Source organism: Ensifer sp. ENS03, assembly GCF_014852035.1.
In the GTDB taxonomy this organism is placed as follows: Bacteria; Pseudomonadota; Alphaproteobacteria; order Rhizobiales; family Rhizobiaceae; genus Ensifer; species Ensifer adhaerens.
Genome location: NZ_JACVAV010000002.1, coordinates 1,014,318 through 1,039,006, shown reverse-complemented (window position 1 = coordinate 1,039,006; position 24,689 = coordinate 1,014,318). Strand labels below are relative to the sequence as shown.

General features: G+C 63.8%; 21 protein-coding genes. 14 read left to right on the top strand and 7 right to left on the bottom strand.

Annotated elements, in window-relative coordinates:
- Positions 1 to 116: 116 nt before the first annotated feature.
- Complete coding sequence (locus IB263_RS11810; protein ID WP_089045040.1) at positions 117 to 893, bottom strand: 3-hydroxybutyrate dehydrogenase; 777 nt, start codon at positions 891 to 893, stop codon at positions 117 to 119.
- 254 nt (positions 894 to 1,147) lie between these two features.
- Here IB263_RS11810 and glpK point away from each other — a divergent pair, with 254 nt between their 5' ends.
- A complete protein-coding gene (gene glpK, locus IB263_RS11805) occupies positions 1,148 to 2,635 on the top strand; it encodes a glycerol kinase GlpK (RefSeq protein ID WP_060518801.1) in 1,488 nt (495 codons plus the stop codon).
- Between the two features lie 70 nt (positions 2,636 to 2,705).
- Here glpK and IB263_RS11800 read toward each other — a convergent pair whose 3' ends face one another.
- Positions 2,706 to 3,194 (bottom strand): RidA family protein, encoded by a 489-nt coding sequence (locus tag IB263_RS11800; protein WP_060609324.1) that lies wholly within the window; start codon positions 3,192 to 3,194, stop codon positions 2,706 to 2,708.
- Positions 3,195 to 3,391: 197 nt separating this feature from the next.
- Between IB263_RS11800 and IB263_RS11795 the strand changes: the two genes are divergently transcribed.
- The 5 genes from IB263_RS11795 (at position 3,392) to sbmA (ending at position 8,935) form a co-directional block, all read left to right on the top strand.
- Positions 3,392 to 4,087, top strand: coding sequence for a TetR/AcrR family transcriptional regulator C-terminal domain-containing protein (locus IB263_RS11795; protein WP_060609321.1), 696 nt, complete (start codon positions 3,392 to 3,394; stop codon positions 4,085 to 4,087).
- Positions 4,088 to 4,193: 106 nt separating this feature from the next.
- Entirely contained in the window at positions 4,194 to 5,252 is a 1,059-nt protein-coding gene (locus IB263_RS11790; protein ID WP_060609318.1) for an LLM class flavin-dependent oxidoreductase, read from the top strand.
- Positions 5,253 to 5,353: 101 nt separating this feature from the next.
- Positions 5,354 to 6,103: a type I methionyl aminopeptidase gene (map, locus tag IB263_RS11785; RefSeq protein WP_034788960.1), complete on the top strand. Its 750-nt coding sequence runs from the start codon at positions 5,354 to 5,356 to the stop codon at positions 6,101 to 6,103.
- A gap of 218 nt (positions 6,104 to 6,321) precedes the next feature.
- The gene (locus tag IB263_RS11780; RefSeq protein WP_192438526.1) at positions 6,322 to 7,521 is read left to right on the top strand and encodes an MFS transporter; all 1,200 of its coding nucleotides are present in this window, start codon (positions 6,322 to 6,324) and stop codon (positions 7,519 to 7,521) included.
- 154 nt (positions 7,522 to 7,675) lie between these two features.
- Positions 7,676 to 8,935, top strand: a complete 1,260-nt coding sequence (gene sbmA, locus IB263_RS11775) for a peptide antibiotic transporter SbmA (protein ID WP_060609315.1) — start codon at positions 7,676 to 7,678, stop codon at positions 8,933 to 8,935.
- A 21-nt stretch (positions 8,936 to 8,956) separates the two neighbouring features.
- Here the strand turns inward: sbmA and IB263_RS11770 are convergent, their stop codons facing one another.
- Complete coding sequence (locus IB263_RS11770; protein ID WP_083523777.1) at positions 8,957 to 9,964, bottom strand: polysaccharide deacetylase; 1,008 nt, start codon at positions 9,962 to 9,964, stop codon at positions 8,957 to 8,959.
- Here IB263_RS11770 and IB263_RS11765 point away from each other — a divergent pair.
- From IB263_RS11765 to der, 4 genes are all read left to right on the top strand, one after another.
- Positions 9,963 to 10,154: a hypothetical protein gene (locus tag IB263_RS11765; protein WP_060609314.1), complete on the top strand. Its 192-nt coding sequence runs from the start codon at positions 9,963 to 9,965 to the stop codon at positions 10,152 to 10,154. The two genes, IB263_RS11770 and IB263_RS11765, sit on opposite strands and share 2 nt — an antisense overlap.
- Before the next feature lie 33 nt (positions 10,155 to 10,187).
- Complete coding sequence (locus tag IB263_RS11760) at positions 10,188 to 10,775, top strand: NnrU family protein (protein WP_060518793.1); 588 nt, start codon at positions 10,188 to 10,190, stop codon at positions 10,773 to 10,775.
- Between the two features lie 275 nt (positions 10,776 to 11,050).
- Positions 11,051 to 11,719: a tetratricopeptide repeat protein gene (locus IB263_RS11755; RefSeq protein WP_034788954.1), complete on the top strand. Its 669-nt coding sequence runs from the start codon at positions 11,051 to 11,053 to the stop codon at positions 11,717 to 11,719.
- 328 nt (positions 11,720 to 12,047) lie between these two features.
- Positions 12,048 to 13,478 carry a ribosome biogenesis GTPase Der gene (der, locus tag IB263_RS11750; RefSeq protein ID WP_060609311.1) on the top strand — a complete coding sequence of 477 codons (1,431 nt, stop codon included), beginning with the start codon at positions 12,048 to 12,050 and terminating at the stop codon, positions 13,476 to 13,478.
- A 71-nt stretch (positions 13,479 to 13,549) separates the two neighbouring features.
- On the opposite strand, the gene IB263_RS11745 is transcribed toward der, so the two are convergent.
- Entirely contained in the window at positions 13,550 to 14,467 is a 918-nt protein-coding gene (locus IB263_RS11745) for a sugar kinase (RefSeq protein WP_192438525.1), read from the bottom strand.
- A 174-nt stretch (positions 14,468 to 14,641) separates the two neighbouring features.
- Between IB263_RS11745 and IB263_RS11740 the strand changes: the two genes are divergently transcribed.
- Positions 14,642 to 16,273: an alpha-glucosidase family protein gene (locus IB263_RS11740; protein ID WP_192438524.1), complete on the top strand. Its 1,632-nt coding sequence runs from the start codon at positions 14,642 to 14,644 to the stop codon at positions 16,271 to 16,273.
- The gene (gene aac(6'), locus IB263_RS11735; RefSeq protein ID WP_051659141.1) at positions 16,273 to 16,737 is read left to right on the top strand and encodes an aminoglycoside 6'-N-acetyltransferase; all 465 of its coding nucleotides are present in this window, start codon (positions 16,273 to 16,275) and stop codon (positions 16,735 to 16,737) included. Before IB263_RS11740 ends, aac(6') begins: the two co-directional genes overlap by 1 nt.
- Before the next feature lie 13 nt (positions 16,738 to 16,750).
- Here the strand turns inward: aac(6') and ade are convergent, their stop codons facing one another.
- Both ade and IB263_RS11725 read right to left on the bottom strand, forming a co-directional pair.
- The gene (gene ade / locus IB263_RS11730) at positions 16,751 to 18,448 is read right to left on the bottom strand and encodes an adenine deaminase (protein WP_192438523.1); all 1,698 of its coding nucleotides are present in this window, start codon (positions 18,446 to 18,448) and stop codon (positions 16,751 to 16,753) included.
- Between the two features lie 133 nt (positions 18,449 to 18,581).
- The gene (locus IB263_RS11725; protein WP_034788948.1) at positions 18,582 to 19,907 is read right to left on the bottom strand and encodes an aspartate aminotransferase family protein; all 1,326 of its coding nucleotides are present in this window, start codon (positions 19,905 to 19,907) and stop codon (positions 18,582 to 18,584) included.
- A gap of 264 nt (positions 19,908 to 20,171) precedes the next feature.
- Between IB263_RS11725 and IB263_RS11720 the strand changes: the two genes are divergently transcribed.
- Positions 20,172 to 22,424, top strand: a complete 2,253-nt coding sequence (locus tag IB263_RS11720; protein ID WP_192438522.1) for a glycoside hydrolase family 9 protein — start codon at positions 20,172 to 20,174, stop codon at positions 22,422 to 22,424.
- Between the two features lie 60 nt (positions 22,425 to 22,484).
- Positions 22,485 to 23,573, top strand: a complete 1,089-nt coding sequence (locus IB263_RS11715; protein WP_210338257.1) for a Gfo/Idh/MocA family protein — start codon at positions 22,485 to 22,487, stop codon at positions 23,571 to 23,573.
- Positions 23,574 to 23,617: 44 nt separating this feature from the next.
- Here the strand turns inward: IB263_RS11715 and IB263_RS11710 are convergent, their stop codons facing one another.
- A complete protein-coding gene (locus IB263_RS11710) occupies positions 23,618 to 24,655 on the bottom strand; it encodes a Gfo/Idh/MocA family protein (protein ID WP_192438521.1) in 1,038 nt (345 codons plus the stop codon).
- Positions 24,656 to 24,689 lie beyond the last annotated feature (34 nt).

Below are 24,689 nucleotides of genomic sequence, written 5' to 3'. Positions count from 1 at the left end.
CTTTGATCTTAGGTGGTTATGCAGAAAAGCAAAGGGCTGAGCGGACTTTTGCACGCCATGCGGGCAGCGCGGGGGCATCCGGTCCGCGCTGCCGTCCACTTGACGGATGTCGGCCGTTACTGCGCCGTCCAACCGCCGTCCATCGACACATGGGTGCCGGTGATCTGTGCCGCGTCGTCGCCGGCGAGATAGACGGCAAGGGCTGCGACCTGTTCGACGGTGATGAACTTCTTCGTCGGCTGCCCCTTCAGCATCACGTCGTTGATCACCTGCTGCTCGGTGATGCCGCGGGTGCGGGCTTGATCGGGGATCTGCTTTTCGACGAGCGGCGTCAGCACGTAGCCCGGGCAGATCGAGTTCGCAGTGATTCCGCTTTCGGCCACTTCGAGCGCCACGGTCTTCGTCAGACCGAGAACGCCGTGCTTCGCCGCCACATAGGCCGCCTTGAAGGGCGAGGCGACGAGGCCATGGGCCGAGGCGATGTTGATGATGCGGCCCCAGCCTTTCGCCTTCATGCCGGGAATAGCGGCGCGGATCGTGTGGAAGGATGAGGAGAGGTTGATCGCGATGATGCGGTCCCATTGCTCGATCGGGAAATCCTCGACCTTCTCGACATATTGAATACCGGCATTGTTGACGAGGATATCGACGCCGCCGAAGCGGGTCGTCGCCGTGGCGATCAGATCGGCGATCTCGGCTGGCTTCGTCATGTCGGCAGCATGATAGACGACCGTTCCTGTCGTCAGCGCGCTGACGTCGTCCGTCGCCTTCTTGATTTCGTCCGGGCTACCGAAGCCGTTCAGCACGATATTGGCGCCACCCTTGGCGAAGGCCTTGGCGATCGCAAGCCCGATGCCGCTCGTCGAACCGGTGATGACCGCTGTTTTCGTCATTGCTGCTCTCTCCCTTTGTGGCGCCGCGCACTGCTTTGTTGCGGCGCAACAGCGCCAGCCTACGCGGAAAACGCCGGCGCTGACAATTGTGTTTTTGGGTTGCGGACCGCAGAGTTGAGGAGGGGAATGGCGAAGTCGACGGTTGCGTTTTGTTTTCGTTTGACATTCGTTTTGCCATCGTATTGAAGTTTTCGAAATGAGATCCCGCCTTCAAGGCCGGGTGAACAAACATGCGTGTGGCCGGGGAGGGGCATATGGGCGGATACATTCTCGCGATCGATCAGGGTACGACCTCGAGCCGGGCGATCATCTTCGACGGTCAGCAGCAGATCGCCGGGGCCAGCCACAAGGAATTCAAGCAGTATTTTCCGAAATCCGGGTGGGTCGAACACGATCCCGAGGAAATCTGGCAGACGGTGCTTTCGACGGTTGAGGACGCTATCGCCAAGGCCGGCATCAAGGCCGGCGACCTTTCGGCGATCGGCATCACCAACCAGCGCGAAACCGTCGTCGTCTGGGATCGCGAGACCGGCAATCCCATTCACAACGCGATTGTCTGGCAGGACCGTCGCACCGCCTCCTATTGTGATCGGCTGAAGAAGCAGGGGCTGGAAAAGACCTTCACCCGGAAGACGGGCCTGCTGCTCGATCCCTATTTCTCCGGCACCAAGCTCAACTGGCTGCTGACCAACATCGACAGGGCGCAGGCCCGCGCCGCCAAGGGCGAACTCTGCTTCGGCACCATCGATACCTTCCTCATCTGGCGGCTGACCGGCGGCAAATCCTTCGTGACCGACGCGACCAACGCCTCGCGCACGCTGCTCTATAACATCGCCGAAAATGCCTGGGACGACGAGCTTCTGAAGATCCTCAAGGTGCCGCGTGCCATGCTGCCCGAGGTCAAGGATTGCGCCGCCGATTTCGGCGTTACCGATACCGCACTTTTCGGCGCGGCGATCCCGATCCTCGGCGTTGCCGGCGACCAGCAGGCGGCGACCATCGGCCAGGCCTGCTTCAAGCCGGGCATGTTGAAATCCACCTATGGCACCGGCTGCTTCGCACTGCTCAACACCGGCAAGGACATGGTGCGTTCGAAGAACCGGTTGCTCACCACCATTGCCTACAAGCTTGATGGCGAAACCACCTATGCGCTCGAAGGCTCGATCTTCGTCGCGGGTGCTGCGGTGCAATGGCTGCGCGACGGGCTGAAGGTGATCAAGGCTGCGCCCGATACCGGGACGCTTGCCGCAAGCGCCGATCCGACGCAGGACGTCTATCTCGTGCCGGCCTTCACCGGGCTCGGCGCGCCGCATTGGGATCCGGACGCGCGCGGCGCGATCTTCGGCATGACCCGCAACACCGGTCCGGCGGAGTTTGCCCGCGCGGCACTCGAAGCCGTCTGTTACCAGACGCGCGACTTGCTTGAGGCGATGCACAAGGACTGGCGCAACAACGGCAAGGAGACGGTTCTGCGCGTCGACGGCGGCATGGTTGCCTCCGACTGGACGATGCAGCGGCTTTCCGACCTGCTCGACGCGCCGGTCGATCGGCCCGTCATCCTGGAAACGACCGCGCTCGGCGTCGCCTGGCTTGCCGGCAGCCGCGCCGGCGTCTGGCCGAAGCAGGAAGACTTTGCCAAGTCCTGGGCACGCGACCGCCGCTTCGAGCCCGCCATGGACGAAAAGACGCGTAAGGCCAAGTTCAAGGGTTGGCGCAACGCGGTCAAAAGGACGCTGAGCTAAGAGCCGGGCGAGCGGCGATTTTCGCCGCGCGTCCGTTTCTCCCGACCATACTCTGCCTTCCGGGCCGCCGTCAGTCGATGACAGCGACCGCTTCCACCTCGAACAGCATGCCGTCGACCGCCAGCTTGGGCACGGGTACCAGTGTCTGCGCCGGCAGCGTCGCGCCGAACATTTCCTTGACGCTGCCGGTCAGGACCTCGAGCTTGGACATGTCGTGGTCGACCACGAAGATGGTGAGCTTGGCGACCTGGTCCGGCCTTCCGCCGAGCCCCTCGAGCGCTGCGCCCAGATTGGCATAGGCCTGCTTGACCTGAACCGCGAAGTCGGGAGACAGGCCGCCGGTGCTATCCTGGCCGCCCTGTCCTGAAATGTAGGCCACCCGTGCCCCGGCAGGCACGATCACCGCGGTGCTATAGCCATGCGGCGTCGGGTCGTAGAGGTTCGTGGGGTTGACGACCGTCAGCTTGGCCGCCTGCTCGCTCGCTGTGGCCGCCGTGGAAACGCCCGTAGTCATGATGATGAGTCCTCCGATCATGAGATGTCTGATTGCGCGTGACATGGTGTTCTCTCGTCTCCGAGGTCTGCGCGCGATGCCGCTTGCAGGTCTGCAGGTTTGACCTTTCGCCGACGCTCTTGCTATTGACTCGTACGGCGTACGACTCATTTACATCGTACGCCGTACGAGTCAATCGTTCAGGATCGACATCCGGCGCGTTGTCGGCGTAAATCGACACCTCCAATCAGCAAGGAAGACGCATGGCGGCGAAAGGGAACGGCGGGCAGGGCAAACGCTCCCAGCGGGTAGAGTCGGCAGCCCAGGCCGGGAAGAAGCCGGGCGGCGAGCCGTCCCTGTCTCTGGAGCGCATCGTGGCGACCGCGGTCGAATTGCTGGACGCCGAGGGTATCGACGGCTTGAAGATGCGCCGTCTCGCCGACCGTCTCGGTGCGGGCGTCATGAGCCTCTACTGGCATGTCGCCAACAAGGAGGAGGTCTTCGACCTGGCGCTCGATGCGGTGTTTGCCTATCGCGCGCCCCCGCAAAGGATCGGGCCCGAGGACTGGCGCAGGGATGTGGTTCACATGCTCGAAGACTGGCGCGCAATCATGCTGCGCCATCCCTGGTCGGCGTCGCTGCTGCCGCGCCGGGCGCTCGGCGCGAATGTACTCGGCCGCCTGGAAACCATGAGCGAGGTGCTGTCGAGAGCCGGCGTTGCCGACGCGGACATGAATGTCGCGATCTGGTCGCTCTGGAACTACGTGCTCGGCGCCACCGTCACCCGGGCGAGCTTCGCGCTTTCGCACGCCGACCAGGCTGCCGGACAGAAGCGCCTCTCGGCGCTCAGCGAACGCTATCCGACGATCGAGCGCACGCGCCTGCTCCTGGACAGCGATTGGGATGGCACGTTCCGGAAGGGCCTCGACGTCCTGCTTGACGGTCTACCCAGAGGGTAAGGTCTCGTTCGTATGCATCCGGGAAACACAGCGTTTCCCGGATGCGCATTTGCTGCTCATGTGTGCGCCAACTATCTGTTGTGCAAACAGAAAAAGGACAGACCTCATGGAACTCGGGCTTTACACATTTGCGGATGTCGATCCGAACGCGGATCACAAGGGCAGGGAGGGCCAGCGTCGCCTCAAGAACCTTCTCGAGGAAATCGAGCTTGCAGATCAGGTTGGCCTCGATGTTTTCGGGCTCGGCGAACACCATCGGCCTGACTACGCGGCCTCCGCGCCGGCGGTCATCCTCGCGGCCGCAGCGGCAAAAACGAAGAATATCCGGCTGACCAGTGCCGTCACGGTCTTGAGCTCGGACGATCCCGTACGCGTCTTCCAGCAATTCTCGACGCTTGATCTGATCTCGGGCGGCCGCGCCGAGATCATGGCCGGTCGCGGGTCGTTCATCGAATCCTTCCCGCTCTTCGGCCAGTCGCTCGATGACTACGACCAGCTCTTTGCCGAAAAGCTCGACCTCCTGATGGCGCTGCGCGAAAGCGAAAAGGTCTCGTGGGCCGGCGAGATGCGGCCGGCGATCCATGATCGCGGCGTCTATCCGCGGCCGCTGCAGGAGGTGCTGCCGCTCTGGATCGCCGTTGGCGGCACGCCGCAATCGGTGGCCCGCGCGGGTGCGCTCGGCCTGCCGGTGGCGCTTGCGATCATCGGCGGAGAGCCGCGCCGGTTTGCGCCGCTCTTCGACCTCTACCGCGAGGCCGCGCGCCGCGCCGGTCAGGACCCGGAAAAGCTCAAGACCAGCATCAACGTGCACGGCTTCATCGCCGATACGACCGATCTTGCCGCCGACCAGTTCTACGGGCCGCAGGCGGAAGTGATGAACCGCATCGGCCGCGAGCGCGGCTGGGGACCGACGAACCGGGCGCATTTCGACCAGGCGCGCAGCCCCGACGGCAACCTCTTCCTCGGTGATCCGGAAACGGTGGCCGAGAAGATCGTCGAGAACTGGAAGCTGTTCCGTAACGATCGCTTCCTGCTGCAGATGGCGATCGGTCCGATGCCGCACGACCAGATCATGCGCGGCATCGAACTCTACGGCACCAGGGTGGCGCCGCTCGTGCGCCAGGCGTTGGCCGAGGAAAGGGCAGCAGCGGCGGCCTCCGTCTGACCATTCGACGACCGGGGCTGGGGCCCGGCTCCGGTCGTCCCGCTCGACGCTGGCATAACGCGTTGCGACACGCTACATGTGAGCGCGAAAGCGAGACACGGATGACCCTCAACAACGAAGAAGATCTGCTGCGGCTGAAGGAAATCGGCCGCATCTGCGCCAATGCCCTGCAGACGATGGGCGAGGCGCTCGAGCCCGGCATTACCACTGCGGAACTCGATGCGATCGGCCGCAAGGTACTGGAAGAGGCCGGCGCACGCTCGGCGCCCGAACTCTGCTACCAGTTTCCTGGTGCCACATGCATCAGCGTCAACGAGGAAATCGCCCACGGCATTCCCGGCAACCGCGTGATCAAGGCCGGCGATCTCGTCAACATCGACGTCTCGGCCGAAAAGGACGGCATCTTTGCCGATACCGGCGCCTCGTTCCCGGTACCGCCGGTCACGGCCGCGATCGACCGGCTCTGCCGCGATGGCAAGCGGGCCATGTGGGTGGGCCTCAAGCAGGTGCGCCCCGACCAGCCGCTGGCTGCCATCGGCAACGCGATCGGCGACTTCGCCCGCAAGAACCGCTATTCGCTTGTCACCAATCTCGCCAGCCACGGCATCGGCCGCTCGCTGCACGAGGAGCCGACCGAGATCGCAACCTGGCCGGATCCGCGCGAACGTCGCCGGATGACCGACGGCATGGTCTTCACCGTCGAACCCTTCCTGTCGATGGGCGCGCAATGGGCCGAGGGCGGCAACGACGACTGGACGCTCTACAGCGACCCGCGCGCGCCGACGGTGCAGTATGAGCACACAGTTGTCGTCACCCGCGGCGGGCCGCTGGTGGTGACACTACCGGGCTGAATGAACCAGGGATACGGCGGCGGCCTGCAGCCTCCGCCGTCCTCCAGACGATTTTTTGCTCCATCGCCGCGGTGCATGATCTGCCGCCGTGATGTGGTGCATCTCACCTTTCCGGTGATTGGTCTAAGCCATTGAAATCGGCGATCGTTCGATTTCTTCAATAGATCCTTCAATTATTGTCGTTTGTCGTGCGTCGTGTTGCGGCGCAATAAAATGATATGACCACGCTCGACCGACCGCTGCAGACCAACATCTCCGCCACGGCAACCGCCGGCGCCATCGCCATGGCCGTCGCCATGGGCTTCGGACGCTTCTCCTATACGCCGATCCTGCCGGCGATGATGGTGGATCTCGGCCTGTCGCCGGGTGATGCCGGGCTCATCGCCTCGGCCAATTTCGTCGGCTATCTCGCTGGCGCCATTCTTGCGGCCTATGGCTGGGCCCATGGGCACGAGCGGCGGATCGGTCTGCTGTCGCTCGTCGCCACGACGGCTCTGCTGGCGGCCATGGGCCTCTCGTCCTCCGTCGTCGTGCTGGCGCTGATCCGTTTCCTCGCCGGCCTTGCCAGCGCCTTTGCGATGATCTTCATCTCCGGCATCGTGCTCGGCCATGGCGTGCTCGCGCGCTCGGAACACGTGCCGGCCGTTCACTTTGGCGGCGTCGGCCTCGGCATCGCGTTTTCATCGCTTTGCGTATGGGCGAACCCGATCGCGGGTCGCGCCGGCCTGACGACCTCCATGGGCGACTGGTTTACCGGCGCGCTGGTCGGATTGGTCGGGACGATCGTCGTTGCCGCACTTCTTCCCGGCGTTCCGTCGTCCGGTTCTGGTCCGGTGCGCGAAAGGCCGCTGCGCTGGACGCGGCCGCTGACCGTAGTGACGTTCACCTATGCGCTCTTCGGCTTCGGCTACGTGATCACCGCAACCTTCCTCGTCACCATGGCGCGTGATCCGAGCGGCGGCCACAGCATCGAATTTCTCGCCTGGCTGCTGACGGGGCTTGCCGCAGCGCTCTCCGTCTATCTCTGGCGCTTTGCCGTGCCGCGCTTCGGTCTTGCCGGTGTCTACGCGATCGGCCTTCTGGTCGAGGCGGTCGGGCTGGTGCTGACGGTCAGCCTGCCTTTGCCCTATGCGCCGCTTGCCGGCGGCCTGATGCTCGGCGCAACCTTCATGATGATCACTGCCTATGGCCTGCAGATCGGCCGGAAGCTGGCGCCCGAGAGCCCGCGCAAGGCGCTTGCGTTGATGACGGCTGCTTTCGGTATTGGGCAAATCGTCGGTCCGCTGGTCGCCGGCTGGCTTGCGGAGCGCACCGGCAGCTTCGCCGCACCAACCTTGATCGCTGCTGCCGTTCTTTTCCTGTGCGGTGGGGTCGTTGTCGTCGAATTGAAGCGGATTTCACAGGCATTGAGGGCCTGAGCAGCGGCGAAAAAAGACCCTCCGGCACCGGCGCTCGCCTGGATGAAATAACAGTAACGTTTACATTACCCGATTGTTGACGACGGCGCTTTGCCCTAGTTTCGGCGCTTCGGGAGGCGAGTTGTTCGTCTCCACCGAAACGAGAGTGCCGCACTTGTTCCTATCCTTCTTTCCGAAGCCGAAGCTCTTCTTCATTTCCTTTGTCGTCTGGTCGCTGGTTGCCATCGCCTTCTGGTATGGGGAAGGCGAGCAACTGGGGGCGGTCTTCGGCATGCCGCCTTTGCCGTCCGACGCGCCGCCGATCGTCGGCATTTCCGCCTTCTGGTCTCCGGCCTTCCTCTGGTTCTACATCTATTTCGCGCTGGTCACGGGGTTATTTGCGGCGTTCTGGTACGTCTACTCACCGCATCGCTGGCAGAATTGGTCGATCCTCGGATCCGCGCTCATTCTGTTCGTCACCTATTTTCAGGTGCAGGTCAGCGTCGCCATCAACAACTGGTATGGGCCGTTCTGGGACCTGATCCAGGCGGCGGTTTCCAAGTCAAAGGTCGTCACCGCGGAAGAGTTCTACGGCGAAATCGCCACCTTCCTCGCGATCGCGCTCGTCGCCGTGGCCGTGGCCGTCATGACGCGCTTCTTCGTTAGCCACTATATCTTCCGGTGGCGCACCGCGATGAACGAGTACTACATGGCCCATTGGGGCAAGCTGCGCCATATCGAAGGTGCCTCGCAGCGTGTGCAGGAAGACACGATGCGCTTTTCCACGACCGTGGAAGGTCTCGGCGTCAGCCTGATTGACAGCGTGATGACGCTGATCGCGTTTACGCCGGTGTTGATCCGGCTGTCCGCAAACGTCACCGAACTGCCGATCGTCGGCGCCATTCCCTATCCGCTGGTCACCGCCGCGGTGCTCTGGTCGCTGTTCGGCACCGTGTTCCTGGCTGTCGTCGGCATCAAATTGCCGGGGCTTGAGTTCCGCAACCAGCGCGTCGAGGCGGCCTACCGCAAGGAACTGGTCTATGGCGAAGATCACGCCGATCGCGCCCAGCCGACGACCGTTGCCGACCTTTTCGAGAACGTGCGCCGCAACTATTTCCGGCTGTACTTCCACTATCTCTATTTCAACATCGCCCGCATCTTCTACCTGCAGATCAACAATATCTTTTCGCTGCTGATCCTGGCGCCGTCGATTATTGCCGGTAAGATCACGCTTGGCGCGCTGAACCAAATCTCCGGCGCCTTCGGCCAGGTCACCTCGTCGTTCCAGTATCTGGTTTCTTCCTGGCCGACGATCGTCGAGCTCCTGTCGATCTACAAGCGCCTGCGCGCGTTCGAGGCGACGATCGACGAAGAGCCGCTACCGCATATCGATCAGAAGTTCATCGAGGTCGGTGGTGAAGAGGAACTGGCCTGAGCTTGGCCGAACGCATAGCAATCAGAAGGCGGTTCGACCCGCCTTCTTTTTTGCCTGCTCGATCAGCGGCAGCGCCTGGGCGTAGCTGACGCAGGCGACGTCGGGCTTGCCGCAGACTTCGCCCAACAGCCGATCGAGCGCGCGCCAGTAGGCGCCGCCGTTCATTTCGACGAAATGGAAGCCGAGCTGCAGCGGGATGCGGTCGCCCGCATATTCCCGGTCGAAGGCTTTCCTGTAGGCCTCGTAGGTGCGCTCCTCGAAGCGGGCGCTGTCCTTCTTGTTCTCCACACCCATGGAGTGGCGGACGAAGAGATTGTAGTCCATGCCGATGACAGGGCGCTGCGACGGCCCTTCGGGGATCAGCGGCAGTCCGAAACGCGGCAGGCCATCCTTTGTCGTCGGCCAGCCCGGACCCTTGGTCACCAGGCTTGCGTCATAGGTGAAGTTGTTCGCCTTCAGCGCCGGCAGCAGGCCGTCGCTCAGCGACAGATAGGGGGCGCGGAATCCCTTGATCCCGGTTGCGGCGAATTCGGCCCAGCCGGCCGGCTCGGCCTCGGGCTTGTCCGCCTTCTTCCAGGCGTCCTTGAGCGCCGCGTTGAAGGTCGAAAACTCGCTTTGCCAGTCGGCTTTGCTCCAGCCCTTGCCGTCGAAGTGGCCGCAGGCGTGGCTGGCGATGTCGTGGCCGTCGAGATGGGCCTGCCAGATGTGGCCGACGCGGGCCGCGATCTCTTCACGGCTCTGCGCGAAGCCGACATTCGAGCGGCCTGCCTTCTGGCCCGGCGGCTTGTAGAGCGTCTTGCCGTCCGCCCGGGTCATCAGAAAGGTGCAGGAGAGGAAATAGGTGAAATGCGCACCGGTGCGCTTGGCCATCGCCAGGCTTTTTTCCCATAGCGCGTTGTCATGCGCGCCGTCGAACGAGACGATCACCAACTGCCTGTCACCGGCGGGCGCGGTGGCCGGCGACGCCGGCTCGGCCCTGGCAAGAGCGGGAAGAAGGGCGAGCGAGAGGGCAAGCGGAATACGGATCATGATCAACTGCACTGTTTTGGTTTTGTCGCAAATGGTTCGAAAATGCGGCAATCCTTTGATCGGTCTGGAAAAAACGCGCTATCAAGGCTACTCCATAGCAACCTGGGCGGAATCGGTCCGGGAACCGAATACACTGGAAATCAACACGCTTCAGCGGCCAGCTCCCGTCTTTTCCGACGAGCGGCGCTGAGTTTGCCCGATACTCGAACAAAGCGGTGGCCCCATGGCGATACTCGTTCTCGGCATCATTCTTTTTCTCGGCCTGCATCTCATCCGCGTCGTCGCGCCCGGTTTCCGCGCCGGCGTCATCGAGCGCCGCGGCAAGGGCACCTGGATGGGGATCTATGCAATCCTCAGCCTCATCGGCCTCTGTCTGATCATCTATGGCTTCGGCCAGGCCCGCAGCGAAACGGGCATGCTCTACGATCCGCCCGTATTCATGCGCCACATCGCACTGCTTCTGATGCTTTTTGCCTTCATCTTCCTTGCTGCCGGCTTCCTCCCGGCCGGGCGCATCGCGGTTGCGGTCAAGCATCCTCAGGTGCTTTCGATCAAGGTCTGGGCACTTGCGCATCTGCTCGCCAATGGTGAGACGTCCTCCGTCCTGCTGTTCGGCTCATTTCTCGCCTGGGCGGTGATCCTGCGCATCTCGCTGAAACGCCGCGAGCGGGCAGGCGAACGCGTACTGCCGGTGTTCAAATCGGCCTCCAACGATGTGCTCGCCATCATCATCGGGCTTGTCGCCTACGTGCTCTTCGTCTGGAAGCTGCACGAATGGTTGATCGGCGTTGCACCGGTCGTCATGGGCTGATGCAAAAGTGCACCGCGGTTTTGCGTCCGGAATTGCAGTAACAGAAAATTTAGAGCGACGGAGTCGGCCTCGTGTCGGCCATAGGCGCTCTAAATCGCGTCGGCCCCCTTACAAGCGCCGCAAAATCGGGTAGAAGGCGCAAAATCCATGAGAGTGCGGCGGGTGCGGCAAGGACCCCTCGTGCATGCTCGAACAGTTTGAGAGTGTCCGTTTCGCCGATGGTCATGTGACCGTTGGCGCGACGGGCCAGTGTGCAGGCAAGGCCGGGGCAATAGATGGCGAACCAAGACGACAGCTTTATCCGCGAGGTCAATGAGGAACTGCGTTCCGACCAGATGAAGAGCATCTGGGCCCGCTTCGGCGGCGTCATCGTGGCCATCGCCGTGCTTATCGTACTCGGCACCATCGGCAAGGTCGGCTTCGACTACTGGCAGGATGGCGCCTCCTCGAAGTCGGGGGATGCGTTCCTGCAGGCGCTCAACCTCGCCAAGGAAAACAAGACGGACGAGGCGCTCGCCGCCTTGAACACGCTGGAGAAGGACGGCTACGGCGCCTATCCGGTGCTGGCGCGTCTGCGCGCTGCCACGCTGCAGGCGCAGAAGGGCGAGACAGAGGCGGCTGCCAAGGCCTTCTCCGCCATCGGCAAGGACAGCAGCGTCCCGGCAGCTATCCAGGAGGCAGCGCGTCTGCGTGCAGCCTACCTGCTCGTCGATACCGGCGGTTACGACCAGGTTTCGGCCGAGGTCGAGCAGCTTGCTACGCCGCAGAACAACATGCGCCACTCGGCGCGTGAAGCCCTTGGTCTCGCTGCCTACAAGTCCGGCGACTACGCCAAGGCGAAGACCTGGTTCCAGCAGATCGTCGACGATGCGCAGAGCCCGCGCAACGTCACCGGTCGCGCCCAGATGCTGCTCGACGTGATCGCCGCGAGCGGCAAGGCCTAAGACGACAGCCCATCCCACCGGAAGGGCACAGGGTGAAAGACCCTATCGAATCAGCGCATGATCCCAATGTCGGTCTCGACCTTGGGATTGTGCGCTAAAGCGTTTAAAGCAGTTCCAGCAAAAGTGCTCAGCGGTTTTGCGCCCGGAACTGTGAGAGACAAGGCAAGCAGTTCCAGCAAAAGTGCTTAAGCGGTTTTGCGTTCGGGATTGCCGAGTACAATCGCAACAGTTCCTGCTGGAACTGTCGCTGCCCGATGCGGCAGAAAACGAATTTATGAGCGCAGCCGCCTTGTTGGCAGCAGCGCTCCAAGCGGAAACGGATAGATCCATGAGCTTCACCGTCGCCATCGTCGGGCGTCCCAATGTCGGCAAGTCCACCTTGTTCAACCGCCTGGTCGGCAAGAAGCTGGCGCTCGTCGACGATACGCCGGGTGTCACCCGCGACCGTCGCCCGGGGGACGCCAAGTTGATCGATCTGCGCTTCCGCATCATCGACACGGCCGGTCTCGAGCAATCGGGACCCGACACGCTGCAGGGGCGAATGTGGGCGCAGACCGAGGCCGCGATCGACGAAGCCGATCTTTCGCTGTTCCTGGTTGACGCAAAGGGCGGACTGACGCCGGCAGACGAGACGCTTGCCGAAATGCTGCGCCGCCGCGGCAAGCCGGTGGTGCTGGTCGCCAACAAGTCGGAAGCACGCGGTTCCGATGGTGGCTTCTACGATGCCTTCACGCTCGGCCTTGGCGAGCCGTGCCCGATCTCGGCCGAACACGGCCAGGGCATGCTCGATCTGCGCGACGCGATCGTCGCTGCGATCGGCGAAGACCGGGCCTACCCGCCGGAAGACGACGTGGCCGAAACCGATATCGATCTGCGCCCCACGTTCAAGGACGACGGTGAAGACGAAGAGGTGGAGACCGCCTATGACGAGACCAAGCCGCTGCGGGTGGCGATCGTCGGCCGTCCGAATGCCGGCAAGTCGACGCTGATCAACCGCTTCCTCGGCGAAGACCGGCTGCTGACGGGTCCGGAAGCCGGTATCACCCGCGATTCCATTTCCGTGGAATGGGAATGGCGTGGCCGGACCATCAAGATGTTCGACACCGCCGGCATGCGCCGCAAGGCGAAGGTGCAGGAGAAGCTCGAGAAGCTCTCGGTCGCGGACGCGCTGCGCGCCATCCGCTTTGCCGAAACGGTGGTCATCGTCTTTGATGCAACCATTCCCTTCGAGAAGCAGGATCTGCAGATCGTCGACCTCGTGCTGCGCGAAGGCCGGGCGGCCGTTCTCGCCTTCAACAAGTGGGACCTGGTCGAGGATTGGCAGGCGGTGCTTGCCGATCTTCGCGAAAAGACCGAGCGGCTGTTGCCGCAGGCCCGCGGCATCCGTGCCGTGCCGATTTCCGGTCACACCGGCTACGGCCTCGACCGGCTGATGCAGGCGATCATCGAGACCGACAAGACCTGGAACCGCCGCATCTCCACCGCACGGCTCAACCGCTGGCTGGAATCGCAGACGGTTCAGCATCCGCCACCGGCCGTTTCCGGTCGCCGGCTCAAGCTCAAGTACATGACCCAGGTGAAGGCGCGCCCACCGGGCTTCATGATCTCCTGCACGCGGCCGGACGCGCTGCCGGAATCCTACGTGCGCTACCTGATCAACGGTCTGCGCAACGATTTCGACCTGCCGGGCGTGCCGATCCGCATGCACTTCCGTTCGGGCGACAACCCGTACGAGTCCAAGGCGAAGAAGCGCCGCTAAAGAGGGAGCGGAAAACCAAACAGGCTTTCCGTCTGCATCCTTCCTAAAGTTCCTGAAAAGTGACCTGCCGCTCACGCGGAAGGCAGCTTCTCCCGCGCCACGAGCGCGCCGTGATGGCCGATGACGCCGGCAGCGACGCTTGCCGCAAAGGTGGCGGCCTGGGCCGGCTTGTCGCCCGCCACCAGGCGGGAGACGAAGGCGCCGTTGAAGCTGTCGCCGGCACTGGTCGTATCGACGACGCGCTCGACCGGGGTCGCCGGCACATGCTCAACCGGGGCATCGCCGAAGGCGAGCGTCACACCCTTCTCGCCATCCTTGACGACGAGGTTGGTGGCGCCCAGGCTCTTGTAACGGGCAATCGTCGCGTCGATCGATGCATCGCCGAAATGGGTCATCTCGTCGTCGAAGCTCGGCATCACCAGGGTCGCGGCGCGGGCACCGTCGGTCAGCGTGCGGCGCATGCGCTCGGCATCGTCCCAGAGACGCGGGCGAATGTTCGGGTCGAAGACCACCGCCTTGCCGGCAGCCTTGGCGCGGCGCAGCTCCGACAGCAGCGTTTCTACGGCATTGGGCGCAAGGATCGCCAGCGTGATGCCGGAGAAGAGGATGAGGTCGGAGCTTTCGATCGCGCGTCTGAGGTGCTCGGCGTCGTCGGCAAGCAGCTTGGCAGCCGAGTGCGAGCGCCAGTAGGAGAAGCTGCGCTCGCCGTCCTTCAGATGGATCATATAGAGGCCTGCCGAGCGGTTCTCGATGCGGCGGACGGCCGAGGTGTCGATCGCTTTTTCCGCCATGAAGGCCAGCATCTCGTCGGAAACCGTGTCGGTGCCGACGGCGGAGCAATAGGCGACGGTCCAATCAGCAGGCATGAAGAGCCGCGCATAATAGGCGGCGTTGAACGTGTCGCCGGCATAGCCTTTGCGCAAGAGCCCGCCTTCCGCCTGCATGAGCTCGACCATGCACTCTCCGATCGCAAGCATCTTTCCGGCCAACGACTTTCCTCCTCACAAGATTTCGCCTGAGACGGGATAAGGGTCTCGATCGTTCTCGGCAAGAGATAGTTTCCGGCTGTTTGGTGGCGATCCGTGCGTGGCGGTGAATGGCGTTTACTCCGGTGCCGGGCAACGCTACACCTTTGCGCGACAGACCGTCTTCAGGGGGCTTACATGGCGTCTCGGCAGGTATCGGGCAACGATTGGTGGCGCGGTGCGGTGATCTATCAGGTCTATCCGCGCTCGTTCCAGGATACCGACGACGACGGCATCGGCGATCTCAAGGGTGTCACCCGCAGGTTGCCGCACATCGCCTCGCTCGGCGTCGATGCGATCTGGCTGTCGCCGTTCTTCACCTCGCCGCAGGCCGACATGGGCTACGACGTCTCGGATTACTGCGACGTCGATCCGATGTTCGGAACACTCGCCGATTTCGACGAGATGCTTGGCGAGGCCCATCGTCTTGGCCTGAAAGTGATCATCGACCAGGTGATCTCCCACACCGCCGATCGCCATCCCTGGTTTGTCGAAAGCCGCTCCAGCCGAACGAACGGGAAGGCGGACTGGTATGTCTGGGCCGATCCTAAGCCGGACGGCACGGCGCCCAACAACTGGCTGTCGATCTTCGGCGGACCGGCCTGGGAATGGGACGGGGTGCGCAAGCAGTATTACATGCACAACTTCTTAGGCTCGCAGCCGGACCTCAACTTTCACAATCCCGAAGTTCAGGACGCGGTGCTCGATGCTGCCCGCTTCTGGCTCGACCGCGGGGTCGACGGCTTCCGTCTCGATACGGTGAACTTCTACTTCCACGACAAGCACTTGCGGGACAACCCGCCGCTCGTGCCGGATCCGGATGCCACCAGCAACGATGCGCCCGACGTGAACCCCTACGGCATGCAGGATCATCTCCACGACAAGAGCCAGCCGGAAAACATCGCCTTCCTCGCGCGGTTTCGGGCGTTGCTTGATCGCTACGAAGGCCGCATGACCGTCGGCGAGGTGGGCGACGGCGCCCGCTCGCTGAAGACCGTGGCCGCCTATACCAGCGGCGGCGACAAGCTCAACATGTGCTATACCTTTGACCTCCTGGGGCCGGACTTTACCGCGACCCATATCCGCCGCTGTGTCGAGAACTTCCAGGAGGCGGTGACCGATGGCTGGGTCTGCTGGGCCTTTTCCAACCACGACGTGACGCGCCATGTCAGCCGCTTTGCCCGCAATGAAGCGGAGCGGGAGAGGGTGGCGCGGCTGGCGATCACACTGCTTTCCAGCCTGCGCGGCTCGATCTGCCTTTATCAGGGCGAGGAACTGGGGCTGCCGGAGGCGGAGCTTGCTTTCGAGGATCTGCGCGATCCATATGGCATCCGTTTCTGGCCCTCCTATAAGGGCCGCGACGGATGCCGCACACCGATGGTTTGGGAGCACGCGGCGGCCAATGCCGGCTTTACCGCCGGCAAGCCGTGGCTGCCGGTGCCCGAGGACCATCGGCGGCTTTCGGTCGACGCCCAGCAGACCGGGGACACGGTGCTCGATCACTATCGCGCGACGCTCGCCTTCCGCCGATCGCAGCCTGCGCTCAGCGATGGCACGATGCGGTTCCTCGACACGAACAGCGATCTCCTGGCCTTTGTTCGCGAGAAAGACGGCGACCGGCTGCTCTTCGTCTTCAATCTCACCCGGGAACCGCTGGAGTTTCTGGCGCCGTCGGCGGTTGAGCCCCTGGAATTGCCCGGATATCCGGCACGGCTTGAAGCCGGTAGCATCAGGGTTGCCGGACTGTCGGCCTTCTCAGGGAAGTTCTGATGCGCGTATTGTTGATGGATGGCGAAACCATCGGCCGCTGGGTCGAGATGCGTCTGGCGCTCTGGCCGGATACACCGGCGGCGGATCATCGCGCCGAAGTCGAATCCAGTCTCGCGGAGGGCGACCGCTACGCTTCGTTCCTTTGCGAGGACGAAGCCGGCGTCGCTGCCGGTTTCGCTGAAGCGTCGATCCGCCACGATTACGTCAACGGCTGCGAGACCTCGCCCGTCGGCTTCCTCGAAGGCATTTACGTCTTGCCCGCCTACCGCCGTCGCGGCGTGGCGCGCGCCCTGATCACCGCGGTCGAACGCTGGGCGACAAGCCGGGGCTGCCAGGAACTCGCCTCCGACACGGCGACCGACAATCTGAGGAGCCAAAGCCTGCACATGGCGCTTGGCTTCGAGGAGACGGAGCGCGTCGTCTATTTCCGCAAGGAACTGGCGCCCGCCGTGGCCGACAACTGAGTGCCGCCGCCAATCACCCGATCAGCATGAACTTGTCGACATCGACCAGCCCGCGATCCGAGATCTTCAGATGCGGGATGACCGGCAGCGGCAGGAAGGCGAGCTGCAGGAACGGCTCCTCCAGCGTTGCGCCGAGCGCGAAGGCGGCGTGGCGCAGGTCGTGCAGCGTGTCACGGACGCTCTCATAGGGCTCGAGGCTCATCAGGCCTGCGACCGGAAGCGCGATCTCGCCGGTCACCTTGCCGTCCTCGACGACGACGAAACCGCCCTTGATCTCGCCGAGCCGGTTGGCGGCGATCGCCATGTCCTCGTCGTTGACGCCGACGACGCAGATGTTGTGGCTGTCATGGCCGACGGTCGAGGCGATCGCGCCCTTCTTCAGCCCGAACCCCTGCACGAAGCCATTGGCATGGTTGCCGTTGACGCCGTGGCGTTCGATGACGGCGACCTTGATGATGTCGCGGCCGAGATCGACGCCGGTCTGGTTGCCGACCGCCGGCAGGCGGTAGCGGCGGTGCTCGGTGATGATCTTGCCGGGCAGAACGCCGATGACCGAGGTGTCGCCGTCTGCGACCGGAATGCCGAAGGCGCTGGCATGGACTTGGCCGGCCTTGACGCTGTCGAGCCCAACGGGCGCGACCGGATTGCGGGTGGCAAAGAGCGCGTCGGTGACGCGGCGGCCACCGGAGAACACCGTTTCGGCCTTGCAGTTTTCCAGGCTGTCGATGACCACGAGATCGGCGCGCCAGCCGGGCGCGACCAGGCCGCGGTCGCGTAGCCCGAAGGCGCGGGCAGCCGAGATCGAGGCGGCGCGGTAGATCGCCAGCGGCTCGACGCCGGCGGATATCGCCGTGCGGATCATATGGTCGAGGTGACCCTGCTCGGCGATGTCGAGCGGGTTGCGGTCGTCGGTGCAGAGCGCCAGGTGCGGCGACAGCCGCTCGGTGATGATGGGCATCAGCGCATGCAGGTCCTTGGAGACCGAGCCCTCGCGCACGAGGATGTGCATGCCCTTGCGGATCTTCTCCATGGCTTCTTCAGCGCTGGTGCATTCATGATCGGTGCGGATGCCGGCTGCCAGATAGCCGTTCAGGTCCTTGCCCGAAAGCAGTGGAGCATGACCGTCGATATGGGCGCCCTGGAAGGCATCGAGCTTGGCGAGGCAGACCGGGTCCTTGTGCACAACACCCGGAAAGTTCATGAACTCGGCAAGGCCGATGACTTTCGGATGGTGGCGGAAGGGCAGGAGACGTTCGATCGGCAGGTCGGCGCCCGACGTTTCCAGATGCGTCGCCGGCACGCAGGAGGAGAGCTGGACGCGGACGTCCATGATGGTCTCGAGCGCCGAATCCAGGAAATACTCGATGCCCTCGGTGCCGAGCACGTTGGCGATCTCGTGCGGGTCGCAGACGACGGTGGTGATGCCGAGCGGCAGGACGCAGCGGTCGAATTCGTGCGGCGTGACCAGCGAGGATTCGATGTGCAGATGGGTGTCGATGAAACCGGGCACGACGATGCGGCCCGTGATGTCGATTTCCTCGCGCCCCTCGTAGCTGCCGAAGGTGCCGACGATGCGGTCGCCGGAGATCGCGATGTCGGAGGCGACCAGTTCGCCGGTGACGAGATCGAAGAACTGCCCGCCCTTCAAGACGATGTCAGCCGGCTCGCGTCCGACGCCCTGATCGATATAGCGTTCCAGCGCTTCGGACATGAGGCAACTCCATTTCTTATACGCGCCCCGGATGCTCTCTCGGCGGGACGACGCTTGGTTTCATTGTTGCGGATAAGAGTAACCCTTCCCCCGTTGCCGGGGAAAGGGTTCTGACGGTCTCGACGAGGCCTGCTTAGATATTGCTGTTGAGAACGGCGCGCAGCTTGCCGAACAGCTCGTCGATTTCTGCCTTGCTGATGATCAGCGGCGGTGACAGCGCAATGATGTCGCCGGTGGTGCGGATCAAGAGGCCGCTCTCATAGGCCTTGAGGAAGGCGGAGAAAGCGCGCTTCGTCGGCTCGCCGGCGATCGGCTGAAGCTCGATCGCGCCGATCAGGCCGAGATTGCGGATGTCGATGACATGCGGGCAGTCCTTCAGCGAGTGCAGGCCCTCTTCCCAATAGGGCGCCAACTCGGCGGCGCGGGTCAAGAGGCCCTCTTCCTTGTAGGTGTCGAGCGTGCCGAGGGCGGCGGCCGAGGCGATCGGGTTGCCCGAATAGGTGTAGCCGTGGAAGAACTCGATCATGTGCTCCGGGCCATTCATGAAGGCATCATGGATCTCGGAGGTGACGAAGACCGCACCCATCGGGATGACGCCGTTGGTGAGACCCTTTGCGGTCGTGATGATATCCGGCTTCACGTCGAAATACTGCGCGGCAAACGGCGTGCCGAGGCGGCCGAAACCGGTGATGACTTCATCGAAAATCAGCAGGATGCCGTGCTTGGTGCAGATCTCGCGCAGTTTCTGCAGGTAGCCCTTCGGCGGGATCAGCACGCCGGTGGAGCCGGCCACCGGTTCGACGATGACGGCTGCGATGGTGGAGGCGTCATGCAGCGTAACGATACGCTCGAGTTCGGTCGCGATATCGCCGCCATGCTCGGGCTCGCCGCGGGTGAAGCCATTCTGGGCCGGCAAGTGGGTGTGCGGCATATGGTCGACGCCGGTCAGAAGCGTGCCGAACATCTTGCGGTTGGAGACGATGCCGCCGACCGAAATGCCGCCGAAGTTGACGCCGTGATAGCCGCGCTCGCGACCAATCAGGCGGAATCGCGAGCCGTCGCCCTTGGCGCGGTGATAGGCGAGTGCAACTTTAAGCGCCGTATCTACCGATTCCGAGCCAGAGTTGGTGTAGAGAACGTGGTTCATGCCCTCGGGCGCGATGTCGACTAGGCGGTTTGCCAGTTCGAAGGCCTTGGGGTGGCCGAGCTGGAAGGCCGGCGCATAGTCGAGCTCGCCCGCCTGCTCACGGATCGCCTCGGTGATCTTCGGGCGACAATGGCCGGCGTTGACGCACCACAGACCCGCCGTGCCGTCCAGTACCGTGCGGCCGTCATGGGTCGTGTAGTGCATGTCCTTGGCGCCGACGAAGAGGCGCGGTTCCTTCTTGAACTGCCGGTTCGCAGTGAACGGCATCCAGAAAGCACGCAGGTCGTTCGGCGTGTTAAGGCGGTTCGACATTCCAGTTCTCCTCGGTCTCTCTTGTCGTCCGGGCGGTGCTGCCGCCCAAATTTTTACCCTTTGGTCAAACTATCAGGGCGCCGAGGCGCGTCAAGCCTCGCACCGGTCCGCCAGACAGGTCGCGACGGGTCTTGGCGACAGCGAAATTTCGCCGCGCCGCCGGATCTTTTCTCAAGCTTAACTTGTTTGCGGCAACGCTCTGCTGCCATGGCTTGTCGGCTCCGTGGCGCCTTTTGGGTGGCCGGCGAGTTCGGAGTTGGAAACGTGTCGAGGTTCGGGATAGCACACGCGGCGATTGCCGTGCTCTTCCTGCCGGGCCTGGCAAGGGGCGCCGAACTGATTGCTGACGGCCACTTTGACAGAAGACAGGACATGTTCTGGGCGAGCGACGGACTGACGTTCGCGCGCGAGAACGGCCGGCTTTGCGTCGAGGCTGCGCGGGGCGGTGAAGCCTGGAGCCAACTCATCGGCACCAATGGCTTGAAACTCGAGCCCGGTCGCATCTACCGTTTGTCGATGAGGGTGATCGCCGAGCCGGCGCGCAGCGTCCAGGCAAGGGTGCAGCGCGCCGCCGATCCCTGGACCATGGTGGACGAATTCACGATGGAAGGCACGCCGGAAGGCAGCCTTTTTTCGGCGGAGTTCGCGGGGCAGGAGCCGGACGAAGCGCAGCTCGTTTTTCCGCTTGGCGGCGGCGAGGGCGGCCGTGTCTGCCTCGACGACGTCTCGCTGGTGGCGAGCGGGGCTTCCTCGCCGGCGGCGCGGCGGGCGGCCGAAGGGCCGGCCATTCGCGTCAACCAGCTCGGCTACCTCACGGATGGCCCGAAGCGGGCGACCTTTGTCGCCGATGCGAAACAACCCATCGATTTTCGACTGTTGGATTCTGCGGACAGGATCGTCGGCAAGGGCAAGACGCAGCCCCACGGTTTCGATCCGACGGCCGGGGTCGAGACGCAGGTTGCGGACTTCTCAGCGTTCAAGACGCCGGGCGACGGCTATCGACTGGTGTCCGGCGACTGGGCAAGCGACCGCTTTTCGATCGGCGAGGATCTCTACACGCGGTTGCGGGTCGATGCGCTATCCTGGTTCTACCCGCAAAGAAGCGGGATCGAGATCAGGGGGGCGATCGCCGGCAAGGCCTATGCCCGATCGGCCGGCCATGTCGGCGTCGCGCCGAACCAGGGCGACAAGGCGGTTCCGTGCCTTGGCGGCGCGCAGGCCGAGGCGGTCTATGGCGGTTGGTCCTGTTCCTACCAACTGGACGTGACCGGCGGCTGGTATGACGCGGGCGACCACGGCAAATATGCGGTGACCGGAGCGCTGGCTGCTGCGCAACTGCTCGCCGCCTACGAACGCGGCCTGACGTTTGCGCCCACATCGGCGGTGATGCGCGACGGGCTGTCGCGCATTCCGGAAAACGGCAATGGCCTTCCGGATATTCTCGACGAGGCGCGCTGGGAGCTGGAGTTCCTGCTGCGGATGATGGTCCCGGACGGCGAGCCGCTCGCCGGCATGGTGCACCACAAGATCCACGATACGGCCTGGACCGCCGCGCCTATGCTGCCGGGCGACGACCCGCAGCCGCGCGCGCTTTACCGCCCCTCGACCGCGGCGACGCTCGATGTTGCGGCGGTGGCTGCCCAGGGCGCGCGGCTCTTTGCCGAGCATAACCCGACATTTTCCGCGCGGCTGCTTTCGGCGGCGCGCAAGGCGTGGGTGGCGGCGAATGCAAATCCGGCGCTCCTTGCCCCCAAGTCCGATGGGTTCGGCGGCGGCGGCGACTACGACGACGACAGCATTTCCGACGAGCTTTTCTGGGCGGCGACCGAGCTTTATCTGACGACCGGCAACGGCGAATATCTCAAGACCCTGCGGGCCTCGCCGCTCTGGGAGGCGGATGTGTTTTCGCCCGGCGGCGCTTTCAACTGGCGCGACGTTGCCGGCTTCGCGCGACTGCAACTCGCCCTTTATGGCAGGGCTCTGCCGGCGGTCGATCAGGAAACGATCCGCAATTCGGTGCTCACGAGCGCTCAGCACCTGCTGTCGCTGCAACAGGCGGAGCCATTCGGTATCGTCTACCGGCCGAACGAGCGCCGCTACGACTGGGGATCGAACCAGTTGATGCTGCAGAACATCGTCGTGCTGTCGGCCGCCTATGATCTCTCCGGCGACAGGGTCTTTCTCGACGGCGCGCGCGAGGGCATGGACTACATCCTCGGGCGCAATGCGATGGGGCTTTCCTACATAACCGGCTATGGCAGCCGCTCGCCGCAGAACCAGCACAGCCGCTGGTATGCCCGTCAGCGCGATCCGCAGCTGCCAAATCCGCCCGTCGGTTCGCTTGCCGGCGGTCCGAACTCGACCTTTGTCGACGACATCGCCAGGGAGCGGCTGCGCGGTTGCGCGCCGCAAACCTGCTATGTCGACGATATCGAAGCCTATGGGTCCAACGAAATCGCCATCAACTGGAATGCGCCGCTCGTTTACGTCGCGTCGTTCCTGGCTGACGCTCGATAGGAGACTGAAAGCGTGACCGGGATTGCCTTTGTCGGAACCGGCTTCGTCGCCGACTATTACATGACGACGCTTGCCAACCATCCGGAGCTGCGGCTCACCGGCGTCTGGGACCGCGATGCCGAGCGCCTCGACGCGTTCGCACGCTACTGGAAGGTTTCGCCCTATGCCTCGCTCGACGCCGTGCTTGCCGATCCCGCGGTGTCGATCGTCGTCAATCTGACGACGCCGGAGAGCCACTATACCGTAAATTGCCGGGCGCTTTCGGCCGGAAAGCACGTCTATTGCGAAAAGCCCCTGGCGATGACGGTGGAGCAGGCGAGCGAACTCGTCGACCTGGCAAGGGCCAAGGGGCTTGTTCTGGCCGGTGCACCGGCCAATGGGCTCAGCGACGCGCAGGCGCTCTGCGCCCGTCTGCTTGCGGACGGTGCCATTGGCACGCCGCGGCTTGTCTATGCCGAGATGGAAGATGGCCCGGTGTTCAAGGCCAACTGGCGCGCCTGGCGCAGCCGCTCGGGCGCCCGCTGGCCGGGCGTGCATGAATTCGAGGTCGGCTGCACGCTCGAACATGCGGGTTATGCAGCAAGCTGGCTTGTCTCGCTCTTCGGCCCGGTCGCCGAAGTCAGTGCCGTCTCGGCGCTGACCTTTCCGGACAAGGGGCCGGGAACCGAGACGCTGGCGCTCGGGCCCGATTTTTCCGTGGGTTGCCTGACGTTCCGCTCCGGCCTGACGGCGCGGGTCACCTGCGGCCTGGCGGCGCCGCGCGACCGCTCGCTGACGATCATCGGCGAAAAGGGCATGATCGCCGTTCGCGATCTCTGGGACAATCGCTCGCCGATCCATCTGGAGATCTTCGGGGCGAAGCGGCCGCTCCTGCATCGCGGGCTCGACTGGCTGGAGTGGAAACTCGGCCGCAAGCTTCCGCTTCGGCTCTATCCCGGAACGAAGATGCGCTATCCGACGGCGCCATCGGCAAGTGCGCTTCCGGCCTTTCCGTCGCAGATCGATTTCGTGCGCGGCATTGCAGTGCAGGCGCAGGCGCTCAAAGGCGGCGAAACACCGTTTTTCTCCGGCGCGACGGCGCGACATCTGACGGAGGTGGTGTTGGCGCTCAACGGCGGCTGGCGGGACTACCGTCCGCTCGACCTCTAGAGGCGCAGCGTCGGCCACGTTTTGCGTTCCGTTTCGAGGTAGAACTAGCCTGCCTCAGGTGTCCTTGAGCGGACCGTCTCGATGATTTCCAGGGCCTTTATGCTGGCCGATAGCGGCATCAACGGATGTTCGCTGCGGCCCTCGAGAATCGCCGCGCTTGCTGCCTCGATCTCGAATTGCAGGCCGCTCCCGGGGAAGTGATGATCGTGGCGGGTAAGGCCGGGCAGGGGGATATGCCGGGCCAGCCGGTAGGCCGTTTTTCCGTTGAAAGCCAGTAGCTTGCGCGCCGCGCCGCCGGTGGAAACGAAGAGGCGGCTTGCCTTCAGAAACGGTGTGTCGATGACCAGCGTGCCGCGCTCGCCCTCGATAACGAAGCGATTGTGCCCGTTTCGATCGAAGCCGCAGCCCAGTTCAGCGTCAAAGCCGTCATAGGCCAGCTTGATCTTGGCTGAACTGTCGACGCCGGTCGGCGCGCGCTTCCATGTGCCATCGACGGACCCGGGGTGCCCGAACAGATTGAGGCAAAGGGCGATCGGATAAATGCCGAGGTCGAGCATCGACCCGCCGCCGAGCACCGGATCGAAGAACCGGCTGCCGGCATCGAACGGTTTCTCGTAGGCGAGGTCCGCCCGGACATGGCGGATCGCGCCGAGCGTTCCGGCCGTGAGCAGTTCGCGACCCCTGGAAATCGCCGGAAGGAAACAGGTCCACAACGCTTCCATGGCGAAGGTGCTGCCGGCGGCAGCGGCGTTTGCAAGCGTGCGCGCGTCGGACGACGACGTCGTCAGCGGCTTTTCGACGAGAACGGCTTTGCCGGCGGCCAAGGCGAGGGTGGTCTGTTGAAGGTGCTCAGCATTGGGTGAGGCGACGTAGATCGCGTCGATATCGGGAGAGGCCGCCAGTGCCTCGATGCCCTGATAGCCGCGGATGCCGCCGAAACGCCCAGCGAAGCTCTCGGCCTTCTGCGCGCTGCGGGACGAGACGGCGACGAGGCTCGCATGGGTTGCGAAGCGGAAGTCCGAGGCAAGACTGTTTGCGATCGTGCCGGTTCCGGCGATGCCCCAGCGGACCTTGTCACGCATATCCCGATGTCCGCTTTCCGGCTGATTCTGTCGC

Excerpts from the sequence above, each read along its gene's own strand:
- IB263_RS11810 (WP_089045040.1), bottom strand. The coding sequence starts at position 893 with ATGACGAAAACAGCGGTCATCACCGGTTCGACGAGCGGCATCGGGCTT.
- glpK (WP_060518801.1), top strand. The coding sequence starts at position 1,148 with ATGGGCGGATACATTCTCGCGATCGATCAGGGTACGACCTCGAGCCGG.
- IB263_RS11800 (WP_060609324.1), bottom strand. The coding sequence starts at position 3,194 with ATGTCACGCGCAATCAGACATCTCATGATCGGAGGACTCATCATCATG.
- IB263_RS11795 (WP_060609321.1), top strand. The coding sequence starts at position 3,392 with ATGGCGGCGAAAGGGAACGGCGGGCAGGGCAAACGCTCCCAGCGGGTA.
- IB263_RS11790 (WP_060609318.1), top strand. The coding sequence starts at position 4,194 with ATGGAACTCGGGCTTTACACATTTGCGGATGTCGATCCGAACGCGGAT.
- map (WP_034788960.1), top strand. The coding sequence starts at position 5,354 with ATGACCCTCAACAACGAAGAAGATCTGCTGCGGCTGAAGGAAATCGGC.
- IB263_RS11780 (WP_192438526.1), top strand. The coding sequence starts at position 6,322 with ATGACCACGCTCGACCGACCGCTGCAGACCAACATCTCCGCCACGGCA.
- IB263_RS11765 (WP_060609314.1), top strand. The coding sequence starts at position 9,963 with ATGATCAACTGCACTGTTTTGGTTTTGTCGCAAATGGTTCGAAAATGC.
- IB263_RS11770 (WP_083523777.1), bottom strand. The coding sequence starts at position 9,964 with ATGATCCGTATTCCGCTTGCCCTCTCGCTCGCCCTTCTTCCCGCTCTT.
- IB263_RS11760 (WP_060518793.1), top strand. The coding sequence starts at position 10,188 with ATGGCGATACTCGTTCTCGGCATCATTCTTTTTCTCGGCCTGCATCTC.
- IB263_RS11755 (WP_034788954.1), top strand. The coding sequence starts at position 11,051 with ATGGCGAACCAAGACGACAGCTTTATCCGCGAGGTCAATGAGGAACTG.
- der (WP_060609311.1), top strand. The coding sequence starts at position 12,048 with ATGAGCTTCACCGTCGCCATCGTCGGGCGTCCCAATGTCGGCAAGTCC.
- IB263_RS11740 (WP_192438524.1), top strand. The coding sequence starts at position 14,642 with ATGGCGTCTCGGCAGGTATCGGGCAACGATTGGTGGCGCGGTGCGGTG.
- ade (WP_192438523.1), bottom strand. The coding sequence starts at position 18,448 with ATGTCCGAAGCGCTGGAACGCTATATCGATCAGGGCGTCGGACGCGAG.
- IB263_RS11725 (WP_034788948.1), bottom strand. The coding sequence starts at position 19,907 with ATGTCGAACCGCCTTAACACGCCGAACGACCTGCGTGCTTTCTGGATG.
- IB263_RS11715 (WP_210338257.1), top strand. The coding sequence starts at position 22,485 with ATGACGACGCTTGCCAACCATCCGGAGCTGCGGCTCACCGGCGTCTGG.
- IB263_RS11710 (WP_192438521.1), bottom strand. The coding sequence starts at position 24,655 with ATGCGTGACAAGGTCCGCTGGGGCATCGCCGGAACCGGCACGATCGCA.